Origin of the sequence: Microbacterium hominis, assembly GCF_013282805.1 — a bacterium.
In the GTDB taxonomy this organism is placed as follows: Bacteria; Actinomycetota; Actinomycetes; order Actinomycetales; family Microbacteriaceae; genus Microbacterium; species Microbacterium hominis_B.
The window spans coordinates 3,891,594-3,908,277 of sequence record NZ_CP054038.1 but is presented as its reverse complement, the minus strand read 5'-3'; the positions used below and the strand labels follow the sequence as shown (position 1 = coordinate 3,908,277).

Annotated in this window: 17 protein-coding genes; 11 read left to right on the top strand and 6 right to left on the bottom strand. The window is 69.1% G+C overall.

Annotated features, from left to right (window positions below):
* Positions 1-309 precede the first annotated feature (309 nt).
* The 6 genes from rpmH to rsmG are packed head-to-tail and all read left to right on the top strand — an operon-like array spanning position 310 to position 3,501.
* Positions 310-447 carry a 50S ribosomal protein L34 gene (gene rpmH / locus HQM25_RS17570; protein WP_005054680.1) on the top strand — a complete coding sequence of 46 codons (138 nt, stop codon included), beginning with the start codon at positions 310-312 and terminating at the stop codon, positions 445-447.
* Between the two features lie 10 nt (positions 448-457).
* On the top strand, positions 458-796 hold the full coding sequence (rnpA, locus tag HQM25_RS17565) for a ribonuclease P protein component (protein ID WP_172991414.1): 339 nt from the start codon (positions 458-460) through the stop codon (positions 794-796).
* Positions 793-1,149, top strand: a complete 357-nt coding sequence (gene yidD, locus HQM25_RS17560; protein WP_172991413.1) for a membrane protein insertion efficiency factor YidD — start codon at positions 793-795, stop codon at positions 1,147-1,149. Before rnpA ends, yidD begins: the two co-directional genes overlap by 4 nt.
* A gap of 8 nt (positions 1,150-1,157) precedes the next feature.
* Complete coding sequence (gene yidC, locus HQM25_RS17555; protein ID WP_172991412.1) at positions 1,158-2,291, top strand: membrane protein insertase YidC; 1,134 nt, start codon at positions 1,158-1,160, stop codon at positions 2,289-2,291.
* 33 nt (positions 2,292-2,324) lie between these two features.
* The gene (locus HQM25_RS17550) at positions 2,325-2,846 is read left to right on the top strand and encodes a protein jag (RefSeq protein WP_172991411.1); all 522 of its coding nucleotides are present in this window, start codon (positions 2,325-2,327) and stop codon (positions 2,844-2,846) included.
* A gap of 28 nt (positions 2,847-2,874) precedes the next feature.
* A complete protein-coding gene (gene rsmG / locus HQM25_RS17545) occupies positions 2,875-3,501 on the top strand; it encodes a 16S rRNA (guanine(527)-N(7))-methyltransferase RsmG (protein WP_172991410.1) in 627 nt (208 codons plus the stop codon).
* A 382-nt stretch (positions 3,502-3,883) separates the two neighbouring features.
* Here the strand turns inward: rsmG and HQM25_RS17540 are convergent, their stop codons facing one another.
* Positions 3,884-4,174 carry a GIY-YIG nuclease family protein gene (locus HQM25_RS17540; protein ID WP_172991409.1) on the bottom strand — a complete coding sequence of 97 codons (291 nt, stop codon included), beginning with the start codon at positions 4,172-4,174 and terminating at the stop codon, positions 3,884-3,886.
* 1,057 nt (positions 4,175-5,231) lie between these two features.
* Between HQM25_RS17540 and HQM25_RS17535 the strand changes: the two genes are divergently transcribed.
* Genes HQM25_RS17535 through HQM25_RS17525 form a run of 3 tightly spaced genes read left to right on the top strand, consistent with a single transcriptional unit; the run spans position 5,232 to position 7,562 of the window.
* Entirely contained in the window at positions 5,232-6,164 is a 933-nt protein-coding gene (locus HQM25_RS17535) for a ParA family protein (protein WP_254359441.1), read from the top strand.
* Positions 6,164-7,165: a ParB/RepB/Spo0J family partition protein gene (locus HQM25_RS17530; protein ID WP_172991408.1), complete on the top strand. Its 1,002-nt coding sequence runs from the start codon at positions 6,164-6,166 to the stop codon at positions 7,163-7,165. Before HQM25_RS17535 ends, HQM25_RS17530 begins: the two co-directional genes overlap by 1 nt.
* Positions 7,166-7,214: 49 nt before the next feature.
* A complete protein-coding gene (locus HQM25_RS17525) occupies positions 7,215-7,562 on the top strand; it encodes a tryptophan synthase subunit alpha (RefSeq protein ID WP_172991407.1) in 348 nt (115 codons plus the stop codon).
* Positions 7,563-7,631: 69 nt separating this feature from the next.
* On the opposite strand, the gene trxA is transcribed toward HQM25_RS17525, so the two are convergent.
* The 4 genes from trxA to HQM25_RS17505 all read right to left on the bottom strand — a co-directional run bounded on the left by trxA (position 7,632) and on the right by HQM25_RS17505 (position 13,100).
* Entirely contained in the window at positions 7,632-8,036 is a 405-nt protein-coding gene (gene trxA / locus HQM25_RS17520; RefSeq protein WP_172991406.1) for a thioredoxin, read from the bottom strand.
* Positions 8,037-8,101: 65 nt separating this feature from the next.
* A complete protein-coding gene (gene trxB / locus HQM25_RS17515; RefSeq protein WP_172991405.1) occupies positions 8,102-9,088 on the bottom strand; it encodes a thioredoxin-disulfide reductase in 987 nt (328 codons plus the stop codon).
* Positions 9,089-9,180: 92 nt separating this feature from the next.
* Complete coding sequence (murJ, locus tag HQM25_RS17510) at positions 9,181-10,773, bottom strand: murein biosynthesis integral membrane protein MurJ (protein ID WP_367948284.1); 1,593 nt, start codon at positions 10,771-10,773, stop codon at positions 9,181-9,183.
* Positions 10,770-13,100, bottom strand: a complete 2,331-nt coding sequence (locus HQM25_RS17505) for a DUF6049 family protein (protein WP_254359437.1) — start codon at positions 13,098-13,100, stop codon at positions 10,770-10,772. The genes murJ and HQM25_RS17505 overlap by 4 nt, the downstream gene beginning before the upstream one ends.
* A 113-nt stretch (positions 13,101-13,213) precedes the next feature.
* On the opposite strand from HQM25_RS17505, the gene HQM25_RS17500 reads away from it, so the two are divergent.
* Both HQM25_RS17500 and HQM25_RS17495 read left to right on the top strand, forming a co-directional pair.
* Positions 13,214-14,740 (top strand): DUF7059 domain-containing protein, encoded by a 1,527-nt coding sequence (locus HQM25_RS17500; RefSeq protein ID WP_172991404.1) that lies wholly within the window; start codon positions 13,214-13,216, stop codon positions 14,738-14,740.
* Between the two features lie 24 nt (positions 14,741-14,764).
* Positions 14,765-16,192, top strand: coding sequence for a CCA tRNA nucleotidyltransferase (locus tag HQM25_RS17495; protein ID WP_172991403.1), 1,428 nt, complete (start codon positions 14,765-14,767; stop codon positions 16,190-16,192).
* Between the two features lie 51 nt (positions 16,193-16,243).
* Here HQM25_RS17495 and HQM25_RS17490 read toward each other — a convergent pair whose 3' ends face one another.
* Complete coding sequence (locus tag HQM25_RS17490; protein ID WP_172991402.1) at positions 16,244-16,600, bottom strand: hypothetical protein; 357 nt, start codon at positions 16,598-16,600, stop codon at positions 16,244-16,246.
* Between the last annotated feature and the right edge of the window lie 84 nt (positions 16,601-16,684).

Below are 16,684 nucleotides of genomic sequence, written 5' to 3'. Positions count from 1 at the left end.
GGCCCCCCCGGGATGATGATGCGGCGCAGGCGTCGTCGGACGCAAGACACGAGCGCCGCCTGTGGATAACTTGCCGAGTTCACCGTAGTCAGAGGCCGACGCGGGAGCAAACCGCCTGTCGAACCGCCCGCGTGTCACTGCCATGATCGGACGCCGCGCGTGTGCATAATTGCGGGTTCGCCACGCTCGGTTTGAGTTAACGAGGATCTCGACGTAGCCTTAATCGGTTGACTTATGCCCTCGCGGCAGTCCCTGTAAGCACGTGTCCCCGGTCTGAGCGTCCCGGTGGCCCTGATCGGAAGAGATCCCATGAGCAAGCGCACCTTCCAGCCCAACAACCGTCGTCGCGCCAAGAAGCACGGCTTCCGCGCCCGTATGCGCACCCGCGCCGGCCGCAGCATCCTCTCGGCTCGTCGCGCCAAGGGCCGCACCGAGCTCTCGGCCTAAGACCCGAGCGGTGCTCGCGAGGCCGAACCGACTCACCCGCGGAGCGGAGTACAAGGCCGTTGTCCGTCGGGGCCGCCGGTGTGCCGGAGCGCACACCGTGACCTATGTGATCTCGTCCGGCGATGACCGGCGCGACGCGCGGTTCGGATTCATCGTGAGCAAGCAGGTGGGAGGCGCTGTCGTACGGAACACCGTACGCCGGCGCCTCAAAGCCGTCTGCGCTGACGCCCTCCCGGCTGTCGGCGCCGGCAATGACATCGTGATCCGCGCCCTCCCAGGCGCGGCTTCCGCGTCCTTCGGCGACCTTCGCGCCGAGGTCACGCGCTGTCTCGCCCGGAGGGCGGCATGAGCGTTCTGCCTTCGTACGCCCTGGGCGACGCGCAGTTCGAGGCATCGGGTCTCCTGCGCAGCATCCCTCTTCTTCCGCGCAATGCGGTGCTCGCTCTCCTTCACGGCTATCGCGCGACGATCTCGCATACCTACGGCGATGTGTGCAAGTACTTCCCGTCGTGTTCCGCGTATGCGGTCGGCGCCGTGCAGCAGCACGGTGCCGTCAAGGGCGCCGCGATGACCGCGGCGCGCCTCGGCCGCTGCCACCCCTGGGCGCAGGGCGGCGTCGACGACGTCCCGGCCCACTCGCACTTCCGTCACGCGCTCACCCGACACGGGTTCGTCGTGCCTTCCCCCACCGGAAAGGACTGATCCTCCGCATGGATCTCTTGCTCGCCTCGACTTCCGCCCCCGCCGACACCGGCGGCGGGTTCGACCTGTTCGGGATCATCCTCTGGCCGCTGAAGTGGGCGGTCGAGGCGGTCCTCGTCTTCTGGCACTGGCTGTTCACCGCGGTCGGTCTGCCCCCGGCAGACGGCATCACCTGGGTGCTGTCGATCGTCGGCCTCGTGATCGTGGTGCGCTCGGCGCTCATCCCCCTCTTCGTGCGCCAGATCAAGAGCCAGCGCAAGATGATGGAAATCGCTCCTGAACTGCGGAAAATCCAGGAGAAGTACAAGGGCAAGCGCGACCAGCTCTCTCGCGAGGCGATGAGCCGCGAGACGATGGCCCTGTACAAGAAGCACGGCACGACGCCCGTCTCCTCCTGCCTGCCGCTGCTGGTGCAGATGCCCGTGTTCTTCGCGCTCTTCAGCGTGCTCAACGACGTCACGCGCCACTACAACGATGGCGTCGGCGGTGTCGGACTGCTCAACGCAGAGCTGACGGCGGAGTTCTACAACGCCAAGCTCTTCGGCGTCGCCTCGCTGCACGAGACCCTCATCGACGCGGTCAACAGCAACAACACCGCCGCGATCATCATCCTCGTCACGCTCGTCGTGCTGATGATCCTGTCGCAGTTCTTCACGCAGCTGCAGATCATCTCGAAGAACCTCTCCCCCGAGGCCAAGACCGGCCAGGCGTACCAGATGCAGAAGGTCATGCTCTATGTCCTTCCGTTCGCCTTCGTCTTCTCGGGTGTCTTCTTCCCACTGGGTGTCGTCATCTACTGGTTCGTGTCGAACCTCTGGACGATGGGCCAGCAGTTCCTCGTGATCCGCGAGATGCCGACGCCTGGTTCGGATGCCGCGAAGGCCCGTGAAGAGCGACTTGCCCGCAAGGGCAAGGCCATCGACGCGTCGGGCAAGGTCGTGCCGATGGAGAAGTATCTCGCCGAGCAGCAGCGCCTGTACGAAGAGGCCGAGCGCGCCAAGGCCGCGGCCCCCAAGCGCCAGCAGCCGGTCGGCAAGCAGCGCGCCAAGAAGCAGGCGCAGAAGCAGCCCGGCACGAACGGCCGTCCCGCCACTCCGAAGCCGGATGCCGCCGCGGGCGACTCCGCCGGCGCCGCGTCCTGACACGTGTCCCTCTCCCCCGATCTCGAGGAAACGATGACCACCACACCTGAGTTCGCCGCCGTTGAGGATGCGTCGAGCGAGCGCACCGTTGCGACCGTCGAGCAGCTCGAGCAGGAGGGTGACATCGCCGCCGACTACCTCGAGGGCCTCCTCGACATCGTCGACGTCGATGGCGACCTGGCTCTCGACGTGCGCGCCGGTCGCGCGTACGTGACCGTTGAAGCAGGCGACGACGACGGCCTGGAGCTGCTCTCCGCGCCGGATACCGTGCAGGCGCTGCAGGAGCTGACGCGGATCGCCGTGCAGAACCAGACCGGCCGCTTCTCTCGTCTGATCCTCGACATCGGCGGCTCGCGCGACACGCGGGAGCGTGAGCTCGCACGTCTGGTTGATCGGGCGATCGCGCGTCTCGACGAGGGTGCATCCCAGGCTTCGCTTCCGTCGATGTCGTCGTACGAGCGCAAGCTCGTTCACGACATCGTCGCCGAGCGCGGGTTCGTCTCCGAGTCCTACGGTGAGGGCGCCGAGCGTCACACCGTGATCCGTCGCGGCTGACTTCGTCGCCGTTTCACGTGAAACATCGATGATCGAAATCGAGCAGGAGCCGGCCGCGGCCGCGGAGCTCTTCGGCGACCGCATCGACCTGGCGCGTGCGTTCACGGCGGCTCTCGGTGAGCACGGCGAAGAGCGCGGGCTGATCGGGCCTCTCGAGCTTCCGCGGCTGTGGACCCGTCACATCCTGAACAGCGCGATCGCCGCTCCCCTGTTCTCCGGGCGCGTCGGCGACGTCGGATCCGGTGCCGGTCTTCCCGGGCTGGTGCTCGCGATCGCGCGGCCCGACGTGGAGTGGGTGCTGATCGAGCCGATGGAGCGCCGCGTGGCGTGGCTCACCGAGCAGGTCGATGCGCTGGGCCTGACGAATGTCGAGGTGATGCGCGCCCGTGCTGAGGACTGGCGTGGTGGTCCGGTTCTCGACGCGGTCACGGCCCGCGCGGTGAGTGCGCTCAAGACGCTTGTGCCGATCACCGCTCCCCTCGTGCGTGATGGCGGCGAGCTGATCTTCTTGAAGGGCGCGAGCGTCGCCGGCGAGATCGAGGCTGCGCAGAAGCAAATCCGCAAGTTCCGCCTTTCCGACGTGCGCGTCGAGGTGGTGGGCGAAGGCGTGATCTCCGAGCCGACACGCGTGCTCCGCGCCATCGTCTCCCGCTGATCGCCGCGTTTCACGTGAAACGTCGGGTGATCGAGTAGTGCCCGATGGGCGCGTATCGAGGTCTCGGTATGGCTCCTTCGTCGCCTACTCGACCACCGTCGACGCTCCGGTGTTCGAGTAGCGACCGAAGGCCGCGTATCGAGTTCGAGGTCTCGGTACGGCTCCTTCGTCGCCTACTCGACCACTGTCGACGTCCGGTGATCGAGTAGCGACCGAAGGCCGCGTATCGCGGTCTCGATACGGCTCCTTCGTCGCCTACTCGACCACCGTTGACGCTCCGGTGATCGAGTAGCGACCGAAGGCCGCGTATCGAGATCCAGAGGCAACGCAACGTCGCTCGATCAGTCGAGCTCGTCAGGTTGCCCGCAACGTCCCCCTCGAGTCAACCACTCGCCCGCGGCGGCTTTCGGCTCAGCCGGATCAGCTTTTCGTGCTGCCCCTTGATCAGAGCGAGTCGCTTTGCTCGGCCCCAGTTCTGCACCTGCTTCTCGCGGGCGAAGGCGTCCGACACGCTCTCGAACTCTTCGCAGTACAGCAGCTTCACGGGCAGCCGTGTGCGGGTGTAACGGGCACCCTCGCCATTCTCATGTTGGAAGAGGCGGTGTTCGAGATTCACCGTACTGCCGACGTATAGCGACCGATCAGCGCACTCGAGGATGTACATGAATGCCATGAGGTGATCTTCACTTACGACTCGGCGGTCGAGGCGGCTTCACCCCTTCTGTTGATGCAACTCGGTCAGACATCGTCCGGGGAGGACAGGATGGGGATGCCGCGGATGCCGGCTGCAGCACGAATCTCGACACGCGTCGGCTTCCGACCGCGGTTGTTTCACGTGAAACACCTGCCGCCGGGATCTCGGTACGCGGCCTTCGGTCGCTACTCGATCACCGAACCTCTCACGGTGGTCGAGTAGGCGACGGAGGAGCCGTATCGAGACCCGGGGATCTCGGTACGCGGCCTTGCTCGATACTCGACCGCGGTTGTTTCACGTGAATCACCGGCCGCCGGGATGTCGATACGCGGCCTACGGTCGCCACTCGATCACCGCACGTTTCACGTGGAACATCGCGTTCACAGTGCAGCGTCCTATCCTCACCGGGACGTTGCCGGTGGTCGAGTAGGCGACGAAGGAGCCGTATCGAGACCCGGACCTCGGTACGCGGCCGTGCTCGGCACCCGACCGCGTTTGTTTCACGTGAAACACGGGCCGCCGGGATCTCGGTACGCGGCCTTCGGTCGCTACTCGATCACCGAACCTCTCACGGTGGTCGAGTGGGCGACGAAGGAGCCGTATCGAGACCCGGGATCTCGGTACGCGGCCGTGCTCGATAGTCGACCGCGGTTGTTTCACGTGAAACAGCGGCCGCCGGGATCTCGGTACGCGGCCTTCGGTCGCTACTCGATCACCGAACCTCTCACGGTGGTCGAGTAGCCGACGGAGGAACCGTATCGAGACCCGGGATCTCGATACGCGGCCTTCGGTCGCTACTCGATCACCACACGTTTCACGTGAAACACCGGCCGCCGGGATCTCGATACGCGGCCTTCGGTCGCTACTCGATCACCGGATGGGGTGCGGACTTCGGGTGCTGCTCGATCACTGCACGTTTCACGTGAAACAACCCGGTTGATCGCGGGCGGGACAGGGGGTTGAGGCTCGGGATGGGGGTGGGGGAAGTAGAGTGGAATGCGTTGTTGTCGAGCGGTGAAAAGGGAGAGTGTTTCACGTGAAACAGTCCGAAGACACGGAAGCCTCGGCATCCACCGCCTTCGACGACACGCCCCTCGCACGCGAGCTCGCGGATCTTTCCGCCCGCCGCCGCGCGCTCGAGAGCGCTGAAGTCACCCTTTCCGGAACGACCCGAGTGATGACGGTCTCCAACCAGAAGGGCGGCGTCGGAAAGACGACCACGGCGGTCAACGTCGCAGCTGCCCTCGCGGCCGTCGGTGCGCGCGTTCTGGTCATCGACCTCGATCCGCAGGGGAATGCTTCCACTGCGCTCGGCGTCCCCCACACCGCGGAGACGCCCAGCGTCTACGACGTGCTCATCGACGAATTCCCGCTGGCGGACATCGTGCAGGTCAGCCCGGAGTCGCCCAACCTGCTCTGCGCGCCGAGCACGATCCACCTGGCCGGCGCCGAGATCGAGCTCGTCTCCCAGGTCGCTCGCGAGCACCGGCTGCGCACGGCGCTCGAGGATTACCTCGCTTCGGACATCGAGCACCTCGACTTCGTGCTCATCGATTGCCCGCCCTCGCTCGGACTGTTGACGATCAACGCATTCACCGCGGCGAGCGAAGTGCTCATCCCCATCCAATGCGAGTACTACGCGCTCGAGGGACTGAGCCAGCTCCTGGGCACGGTGCGCATGATCCAGAAGCACCTCAATCCCGGACTCTTCCTGTCGACGATCATGCTGACCATGTACGACGCGCGCACGCGTCTGGCGCAGCAGGTCGCAGACGAGGTGCGTCAGCACTTCCCCGATCAGGTGCTTCACACCGTGATCCCGCGTTCGGTCCGCGTCTCAGAGGCGCCGAGCTTCGGGCAGACCGTGATCGCCTACGATGGTCAGTCGGCCGGCGCGATCGCGTATCGGGAAGCAGCCGTGGAGATGATTCAGCGCGAGCCCGCGCGCGTGAACGAAGGGGGAGCCTGATGGCGAAGCGCACAGGACTGGGGCGTGGCATCGGCGCGCTGATACCGACGAGCGAGCAGGGTGGACCCGGTGAGGGTCGTCCCGCCGACGTCTTCTTCCCGCGTGCCGTCGCTGTTGCCGAGCGCCCCGAGTCGGACGCGACGACCGACGCCGACAGCGACAAGAACGACTCCCCCGCGGAGCTGGTCGCGGTGCCGGGTGCGCACCTCGCACACATCGACCCGCACGCGATCGTTCCGAACCCGCGCCAGCCGCGCACCAACTTCGATCCCGAGCACTTCGCTGAGCTCGTGCACAGTGTGCGGGAGTTCGGTGTGCTCCAGCCGGTCGTCGTTCGCCCCGCTGTCGACGGCACGTACGAGCTCATCATGGGTGAGCGTCGCACCCGCGCCGCGCGGGAAGCCGGCTTGGATTCGATCCCCGCCGTCATCCGCGACACGGCCGACGAGCACCTCCTCCGCGACGCGCTGCTCGAGAACCTCCACCGCTCGCAGCTCAACCCGCTCGAAGAGGCGTCGGCCTATCAGCAGCTCCTCGAAGACTTCGGCATCACGCAGGAAGAGCTCGCGACGCGCATCGGGCGCTCCCGTCCCCAGATCAGCAACACCATCCGACTGCTGAAGCTCCCGATGCCCGTGCAGCAGCGCGTGGCAGCCGGTGTGCTGAGCGCAGGACACGCGCGGGCGATCCTCTCGCTCGGCGACACCGGGGCGATGCAGAAGCTCTCCGACAAGATCGTCAACGAGGACCTCTCGGTGCGTGCCGCCGAGCAGGCGGCCAAGATGACGGATGCCGGCCCGCAGCGTTCTGCAAAACCTCAGGCCGGTTCGCGACGCGCGCATCTCGACGAGGTCGCCGGGCGACTCGGCGACCGCCTCAACACCCGGGTGCGGATCGCGCTGAGCGCAAAGAAAGGCCAGATCAGCATAGATTTCGCCAGCATTCAGGATCTGAATCGGATCCTCGAGGAAATCGGCGAATCGGGTTACGGGGCGTCGTGATTCCCGGCGCGGTGCGCCGACATTCAGGCAGGCGCTTTACCCTGGATGGGTGACGGCACACGAGCGCATCCCCGGACGAAGGGCCAGCCTTGAACTGCTGCGCGCGGAGGCAGCGGATGAGCTCTCGAGCCTGATCGCGGAACGGCTCCGCGGCGGCGAGGATCCGTGGGACTTCATGGAAGAACTGCCGAGCGTCGACGAGCTCGTGGTCTTCCTGCTACGTGCAGACAACATCGCCGCCAATGGCGGGGTGCGACCGAACGCAGCGCGCCACTACCGGGTGCTGCGCCAGATCGCTCTCGACTATCCCCCGCTCACGCCTGCCGTGTGGAAGCTGCTCGGCGAGGCGAACACCCACCGCAAGTGGGACGCGACCGTCCGCGTCGACGCGTCGTAACCGGGTAACGAAACCGCGCAACGAAACGGCCCGGTCCCCCAGAGGGAACCGGGCCGGAAAGCGCGGGGCTCAGCCGAGGTACTTGGCGAGGTCCTGCTCGAGCGCGAACTTGGGCTTCGCGCCGATGATCGTGGTCTCGACCTCACCCTTGTTGAAGACCTTCATCGCCGGGATCGACGTGATCTGGTACTTCATCGCCAGGTCGGGGTTCTCGTCGACGTTGAGCTTGACGATCGTGATCTTCTCGGGGTGCTCGGTCTGGATCTGGTCCAGCACCGGGGCGACCATGCGACACGGTCCGCACCACTCAGCCCAGAAGTCGACCAGCACGGGGCCGGTCGCCTGCAGGACGTCCTGCTCGAACGTGGCGGAAGTCGTCACCTTGGCGGTCATGTTCTCTCCTCTGTGTGGGGAAGTCTCTGTGTCGTGAACGTGGAAGGCGGGCGAATTGTTCCGCGGCCCGGTTTCGGCCATCCCTCGGGGCAGCCGCCCGTACCCCTCGCCCGTGCCGCGCGCGCCAGGGCGACGAGCCGTGTGGCTCAGGCCGCGTCGGCCTCGGGCAGACCGTCGATCTCGGACGCATCGGTCGCCGGCGCACCGGCCTCGCCGAGCCCGGCGAGGTAGTGCTCGACATCGAGCGCGGCGACCGTGCCCGACGCGGCAGCCGTGACGGCCTGGCGGTAGGTCGGGTCGACGACGTCACCTGCGGCGAAGACGCCGGGAACGGAGGTGCGCGACGAACGGCCGTCGACCCACACGGTGCCGGCCTCGGTCAGATCGAGCGATCCGTGCACGAGGTGGGTGCGCGGGTCGTTGCCGATCGCGACGAACACACCCTCGAGCGCGAGCTCGGAGCGGGTGCCGTCGACGGTGCTCTCGAGCACGACGCCGGTGACGGCATCCTCACCCAGAACATCGACGACGGCGCTGTTCCAGACGAACTCGATCTTGTCGTTCTTGAAGGCGCGCTCCTGCATGATCTTCGAGGCGCGCAGCTCCTCGCGGCGGTGGATCACGTACACCTTCGACGCGAACTTGGTGAGGAAGGTGGCCTCCTCCATCGCGGAGTCGCCGCCGCCGACGACGGCGATCGCCTTCTCACGGAAGAAGAAGCCGTCGCAGGTCGCGCAGTACGAGACGCCGCGGCCGGACAGGCGCTGCTCGCCCTCGATGCCGATCTTGCGGGGTGCGGAGCCGGTCGCGAAGACGATCGAATCGGCTTCATGGGTCGCGCCCGAGCCGAGCGTGATCTTCTTGACCGGCCCGGTGACATCGAGCGAGACGACGTCGTCGTAGAGCACCTCGGCGCCGAACTTCTCGGCCTGCTCCTGCATCTTGGTCATGAGGTCGGGGCCCATGATGCCCTCGGGGAACCCCGGGAAGTTCTCGACCTCGGTGGTGTTCATCAGCTCACCGCCGGCCTCGACCGACGAGGCGACGACGAGCGGCGACAGGTTCGCACGCGCAGCGTAGATCGCCGCCGTGTAGCCTGCCGGACCCGATCCGATGATGATGACCTGACGCACGTGCGCCCCCTTCGATGTGGTTCCCCGTCGCACAACACATGGTAGCCGCGCAACATTCCTTGATTACTGGATGCCTCACCCGCAGTCGCGGCTCAGCGGCGCCCTCCGACGAGGCGGCGCGCCATCGCGACCGCCGGCGCGAGATCCGGCACGCGGAACAGCGCGAGGATCCCGATGTAGACGGCGAGCGTCACCAGCCCGACGACCCCCGCACCGACGGCGCCGAGCACCTTGTCGGAGGCCATCCACCCGTCCGCGCCCCCGAAGAGCACGAACACCGCGAACCCGGCGCCGGCGGCGGGCACGGCGGCCAGGATGAAGCGCAGCAGCGCCGGCATCCACTCACGCACCCGCACCGAGCCGAGACGGCGATGCAGCAGCCACGTCGCGACGATGACCTGCACGACGCTCGCGAACGACTGGCCGAGCGCGACCGCCGCGGCGACGAACTCCGGCGCGAACGATACCGCGATCAGCGCGGTCGCCACCACGAGGGCGCACTGCAGCAGGGTGAAGAAGAACGGGGTGCGCGTGTCGTCGTACGCGTAGAACGTGCGCTGGATGACGAACAGCACCGCCAGAGGGAGGAGACTCACCAGGAAGCACAGGAGCACCACGGAGGCGTCGAGCGCTTCGGCGGCGGAGTCGGTGAAGATCCGGGATGCCGGCACCGCAGCCGCCACGAGGGCCGCGACGGCCACCACGACGAACAGGCCGAGGGTGCGGATGCTGCGCGCGATGTCATCACGCACGTCATCGTCGCGCCCCGCCGCCGCGTGCTCGGAGAGCTGCGTGAAGTAGGGCGTGCCGATGGAGAGCACGATGATCGAGTAGGGGAGCATGAACAGCAGCCACGCGTTCTGCGACACGAGCACACCCGGCGCGCCTTCGGGTACCTGCGAGAGCACGCGGGACTGCACGATGCCGGCGAGCTGGCCGGCGAGGACCATGAGGAACGTCCACCCGGCGAGCCGGCCGATCTGCCCCAGCCCGACGCCCTTCCACCGGAAATCGGGGCGCACGTGCAACCCGGTGCGACGCCAGAAGAGGAACAGGATGCCGGCCTGCACGACGATGCCGGCCGTCGCGGTGCCCGCGAGTACCGCGATCATCGTCGGCGTCCACTGCGAGACGGCTGGCGCAGGGCCGAAGAGCACGATGAAGGCGATGAAGCCGGCGATCGACACGATGTTGTTGACGATCGGCGCCCACGTGTACGGGCCGTAGACGCGTCGCGCGTTGAGCGCTTCGCCGACGAGCGCGTACAGGCCGTAGAAGAGGATCTGCGGCAGGCACCAGTAGGCGAAGGCCACGGCAAGAGCCTGTTGCGCCGGCGGGAAACCGGGTGCGTAGAGCTGCACGAGCAGCGGCGCACCGACCACCGCGAGCACGGTGGTGCCGAGCAGCACGACGGTGCCCAGCGTGAAGAGCTTGGACACGAACGCGCGGCCGCCGTCTTCGTGCGCGGCAGCCTTGACGATCTGCGGCACGACGACCGCCGACAGCAGGCCCGTCGAGATGATGGCGTAGATGTTGTTGGGCAGCTGGTTCGCGATCGCGAACGCGTTGCCGGCGCCCGTGGTCGCACCCACGGCCGACACGAGCACGATCTGCCGCAGGAACCCGGTGAGGCGGGATACCACGGTGCCCGCGCCGATCATGATGCTCGCGCGTCCGACGCTCACAAGGCCTCCGTCTCAGAATCGCCGCTGCCCGCAGGCGCCGCGCCAGAAGGCGACACCTCCGGCGCCTCCGCCGGATCCGCCGGCTCGCGCTGCGGTGTCGCCCCGGCCGTGCGCCGCGCGCGGATCTTCAGCACCGTGCGGGCTGCGCCCAGCACGATCAGTCCGCCGACGACGACACCGAGGGCGGTGAGGCCAACGGCCTCCCACTCGGCGCGCACGTTGACCTGCACCGACTCGGCGGGGCCGATCGCGACGCTCGACGGACTGCGCAGCTGCAGATCGAGGGTCACCTCGCCGCTGCCGACCCGCGCCTGCACGGGCACCTCGACGCGGGTGTTGCTCTGCGGTGTCGCGGTGACCTCGGTGGCCGGCTGCACGTCGAGGCGCAGATCGTCGGGCGTCGTGTAGAGCACGAGGTTGACCGGGTAGGGCAGCTCGTTGCGCACCCAGAACCGCAGGCCTCCGTCGGACCCGAGCAGGGTGAAGGTGCTCACGGGCAGGAGGCCGACCGAGTCGAGGGTGCTGAGGGTGCCCTGCCGGTGCACGGCAGCGGCGGCTTGGGCGAGCACCGGCTCCTCCGCCCACGAGACGGAGAGCAGCTGCAGGATCTCCGCACGCTCGGGTCCGGTCAGGAGCGCCGGATCGGTGAGGATCGTCGCGAAGCGAGCGAGCTCGGATTCGTCGTCGGCGAAGCCCGCCGCGGTCGCCACGCGCTCCTCGCCCGCGGTGGCGTCGGCGATCGCGACGCTCCGGGGCGGTTCCGAGAGCGCCCGGGTGAGGCTCCTCGCGACGGTGCCCGGCGCCTGCTCGGCGGCGATGATCGCGGAGTGGAGGGCGACGTTCGAGCGGTCGGTGCCACGCTCGACGGCGACGGCGAGGTCGCGCCCTCCAGTCTCGGCCGACGCGAAGACCAGGTGTGCGGTCGCCTCGGTGAGCGCGGCGCCGCGCAGGGGGGTGCGGTCGATGGATGCCGCGCGCGTCAGGGCTTCGGTCACGATCGAGTCGTACACGAGCAGCGTTGCGTCGCCTGCCACGGCGTGTGCGGGGATGGTGCGCCCGGAGGCGCCCTCGGCCGTCGCGCGCGACGGGAGGATCGTCACGGAGCGGTCGTCGCCGGCATCCAGCACGCCCAGGCGCGCGAGCGCCTCAGGGCTGGCGGCGCCGGGTGTCGGCCAGTAGGTGGCCCCGCGGGCGCCGTCGATGGCCACCAGCTCCGCGGTGGTCGGCAGCACCGGCTCGTCGGGATTCTCGCCGGTGGGAGAGGGGCTGGGCACGACCTCGGCGGAGTCGTCAGACGGATCTATGCCGATCGCGGCATCCTCCGTCTCCTCGACGACCGGGAAGTCAGCGTCGTCCATGGCGTAGGCCAGCGAGGACGGACTCAGCAGCCGTGTGGCGCCCGCCTCGAGCTGCACGGCGGGGTCGGCATCCCCGAACTGGAGGGAGAAGCGCTCGTTCGGCAGGTCGTCCAGGCGCGCGAGCCAGGCGCGTGCGGAAGCGGGGGCCGCGTCGCCGAGCACGCGGATCGACGCCACGATCGCGGGGTCTATGCCGATCACGGCATCAGTTCCCGCCACCGCCGCGACCTGCGCCGACAGCGATCCGCCCGGGGCGGTCAGCTCGGCGAGCTCGACGGCGCTGAGCAGCCCCTCGGACCGCACTCCGGCGGTGAGGGGGACGACCACGCTGATGCCGACCGGCGTCGCCTCGGGGTCGGGGATGATCACGACGCTCGTCGAAGCGACCACGTCGCCGAGTCCGTCGCCGTCGGCGTCGTCACCCGAGGTGTACGACGCGACGAGCGGATACACACCGGGCGCGAGACCTTCGAGCAGAGGGTCGTCGGCCGGCACGGTCATGCCCGAGCCCTGCTCTCCACCGGACGGGATGCTCTCGAGCGTGGCCGAGGCGACCGGCTGCGTGGTCACCGAGGTGGTGGTGCCGGCGAGCCAGGCGCTCAGCGCGACGCGGTCGGGGAGGGCTGTGGTGCCCAGCCCCAGGTCGACCGACAGTGCCGGGATCGTCGCCGCCGTGCCGTTCTGCACCGACACCGAGACGGTGAGCGCCTCGCCCGCGTCGACGACGCCGTTCTCTACCGGCGAGAGCGTGAAGGTCGTGGTGCCGGTCAGCGCGGGTGCGGTGGGACTCGGCGACGGTGTCACCTCGTCGGCCCGGGCGGCCGGACCCCCCACCAGCGGACCCCCCACCAGCGGACCCCCCAGCAGCGGGCCGACCAGGAGCGCTGCGGCACCGAGAGCGGCCGACACCGCACGCACGCGCGGCCGTCGTGGCGCGCCCGTGATCGGGGCTGTGGGGGTCACGGTCATGGGGGTTCGCTCCTGTGCGATGCCGGACCGCACGATCTGCCCCGATTCTACGTTCACCGTCCCTGAGCGTTCCGTGCCCGGCCGTGGCGAGCCGAACACGGTTGAATGGTCGGGTGATCCCCGAACCCGCTGCCGACATCTGCCGCCTCCTGGCCGACGACCTCGCCGCGGCGGGATTCCGCTCCGAGCCGCTGCGCGCGGCATGGGGACCGATCGCCGACGACGCCGTCGCCCGGAGCCTGCGCGAACCGGCGCTGCGTGCGATCGCCGGCCGCGACGACCCCCTCGCCACCCTCGGGCGCCTGCTCGTGCTCGGGATGCCGCAGCCGGCGGCGGCGGTCGACGCCGCCCTCCCCCGCACGGGCGCGGCGGGTCTCGCGGCCCTCGGTCTCGCCGAGACGCCGGCCGGAGACACCGTGACCCCGACGGCTCTCATCCGCCCGCAGGCATACGCCGATCCGTCGGGGGTGAGCCAGTGGTGGGTCGCGAGCGATCTCGACGAGGCGGCGCTGCAGGGTCCGCTGCCCGAAGACCACGTGCTCGGCGTGGGCGGGGCCTCCCTGACGCTGGCGGCGATCCAGCTGCCGACACCCGCGACCACCGGACTCGATCTGGGCGCCGGGTGCGGCATCCAGTCTCTGCGTGCCCGACGCAACGTCGATCGGGTCGTGGCCACCGACATCTCGGAGAGCGCGCTGCGCTTCACACGCCTGAACGCGCTGCTCAACGGCGTGGCGGGCATCGAGACACGGGCGGGGAGTCTGTTCGAACCGGTCGCCGGCGAGCGGTTCGACCGCATCGCGTCGAACCCGCCGTTCGTGATCACCCCGCGGGTCGAGGGCGTGCCCGCGTACGAGTACCGCGACGGCGGCATGGTCGGCGACGACCTCGTCGCGGCGTTCATCGGCGGCGTCGGCACGCATCTCGCGCGGGGAGGGGTGGCGCAGCTGCTCGGCAACTGGGAGACCCGCGAGGGCGTGGCGGGCCTGGACCGGGTGAGGGAATGGGTGGATGCCTCGCCCGTCGCTCTCGACGCGTGGGTCGTCGAACGCGAGAGCCTGGACCCGCTCGCCTACGCCGAGCTGTGGGTGCGCGACGGCGGAACCGTGCCCGGCACCGAGCGCTACGCGCGACTGATCTCCGCGTGGCTGGACGACTTCGCGGCGCGCCGGGTCACCGCCGTCGGATTCGGCTACGTGCTGCTGCGGCGTCCGCTCGGAGACGCCCAACCCACCCTGGCGCGGTACGAGCAGATCGCGCAGCACGTCGACGCCGACTCCCTCGGTGCGCACCTGGCCGACGCCCTCGCCGCCCACGACCGGCTTGCGGGCATCGATGACACGGCGCTGGCGGCATCCATTCTCCTCGTCTCTCCCGACGTGACCGAAGCGCGTCATCATCTGCCGGGCGCCGAGGATCCGACCGTGATCGAGCTGCGCCAGGGCGGCGGATTCTCGCGGTCGCTCGCGGTCGACCCCGGTCTCGCGGCGCTCGTGGGCGCGTGCGACGGCGACCTGCCGGTCGGCGCCCTCATCGATGCGATCGCGGAACTTCTCGAGGTGGATGCCGCGGCCCTGCGCGCCGATCTGCTGCCGCGGGTGCGCGAGCTGGCGTTCACGGGGTTCCTGCGTTTCGCATGAGACCGCCTCGGTAGGCTGGAAGCCATGCTCAACATGGCCGAGGGCGTCGCGCGCCTCGGCGCGCTCGCCGAGTCCCCCGTGGTCGCCTCGCTCGCGACCGCATTCGCCGACGCCGGATTCGATCTGGCCATCGTGGGCGGACCCGTGCGCGACGCGCTGCTGGGACGCACGACGAACGACCTCGACTTCACGACCGACGCGCGGCCCGACGACATCCTGCGAATCGTCAAGCCCATCGCCACCGCGCACTGGGACATCGGGCGCGCGTTCGGCACGATCGGCGCGAAGGTCGCCGGCGAGCAGGTCGAGATCACCACCTACCGCGCCGACAGCTACGACGGGGTGACGCGCAAGCCGACCGTGGAATTCGGCGACAGCATCGAGGGAGACCTCGTGCGCCGCGACTTCACCGTCAACGCGATGGCGCTGCGCGTTCCGGCGCGCACGCTGGTCGATCCGACCGGCGGGGTCGAAGACCTGCTGCGCGGGGTGCTGCGCACGCCGACCGACCCTCGGGTCAGCTTCGGCGACGATCCGTTGCGCATGCTGCGCGCCGCGCGCTTCTCCTCCCAGCTCGGCTTCGATGTCGACGTCGACACGCTCGCCGCGATCACCGCCCTGCGCCAGACGCTCGAGATCGTCAGCCCCGAGCGCGTGCAGGGTGAGATCGTGAAGCTGCTGCAGACCGATGACCCGGTGCGCGGCATCCGGATCCTCGTCGAGACCGGTTTGATCGACCAGTTCCTGCCCGAGATCCCCGCGCTGCGGCTCGAGGTCGACGAGCATCACCACCACAAGGACGTCTACGAGCACTCCCTCACCGTGCTGCAGCAGGCGATCGAGCTCGAGCGGGAACGCCATCCCGGTGCCGCGCCCGACGTGCCGCTGCGCCTGGCGGCCCTGCTGCACGACATCGGCAAGCCGGCGACGCGGCGTCTCGAGCCGGGCGGCGGCGTCACCTTCTACCACCACGACCTCAAGGGCGCGCGCATGGCGCGCAAGCGCCTGACCGCGCTGCGGTTCGACACCGACACGATCCGCGTCGTGACCCGTCTGATCGAGCTGCACCTGCGGTTCTTCGGCTATGCCGAGGGATCCTGGACCGACTCGGCGGTGCGCCGCTACGTGCGCGACGCCGAGGCCGAGCTCGAGCGCCTGCACATCCTCACCCGCGCCGACGTCACCACCCGCAACAAGCGCAAGGCCGCGCGGCTGGCCGGCGCGTACGACGACATCGAGCGCCGCATCACCGAGCTCGCCGCGCAGGAGCAGCTCGACGCGATGCGACCCGAGCTCGACGGCAACCGCATCCAGGAGGTGCTCGGCATCGCACCGGGCCGTGAGGTCGGCGAGGCCTACCGGTACCTGCTCGACATCCGACTCGACGAGGGGATCATCGGGGTGGATGCCGCGGAGCAGCGCCTGCGGGAGTGGTGGGCGGCGCGCGCGTGACGCGCAGCCGCTGACGCCCCGGGCCCGTGCAGCGGGCGGCGGCCGCGCGCGTCAGTACGAGACGCGCACGATCGCGCCGTAGATGATGCCGATCGCTCCGGTCGCCAGCAGCGCGGTCGCGACGAGTCCGAGCACGAACAGCACGCGGCTTCCGCCCTTGCGTCCGAGTAGGGCCCCGGCGATGCCGAAGCCCACCATCGCGACCGCCGCGACCGCGAACACGCCCATCGCGAAAAGGTCGAACGGATTCGACCCCGAACCGTCGAGCGGCGCCGGCCGCGCATTGAGGCCTGCGATGAGGCCGAGGGGCGTGAGCACCAGGCTGAACAGGAGTCCGATCAGCACGAACACGGTGGCCGCGGCGCGCGCGTTGGCCCGGGCGCGCGCGGACGGCGGGTTCTGGGTCACGCGACCACGCTAGCGCGGGATCGCATGGCGGCGGCAGGGCGCGGCGGACTTGCATCCACCCCCACGGTCGCACCTAGCGTGGAG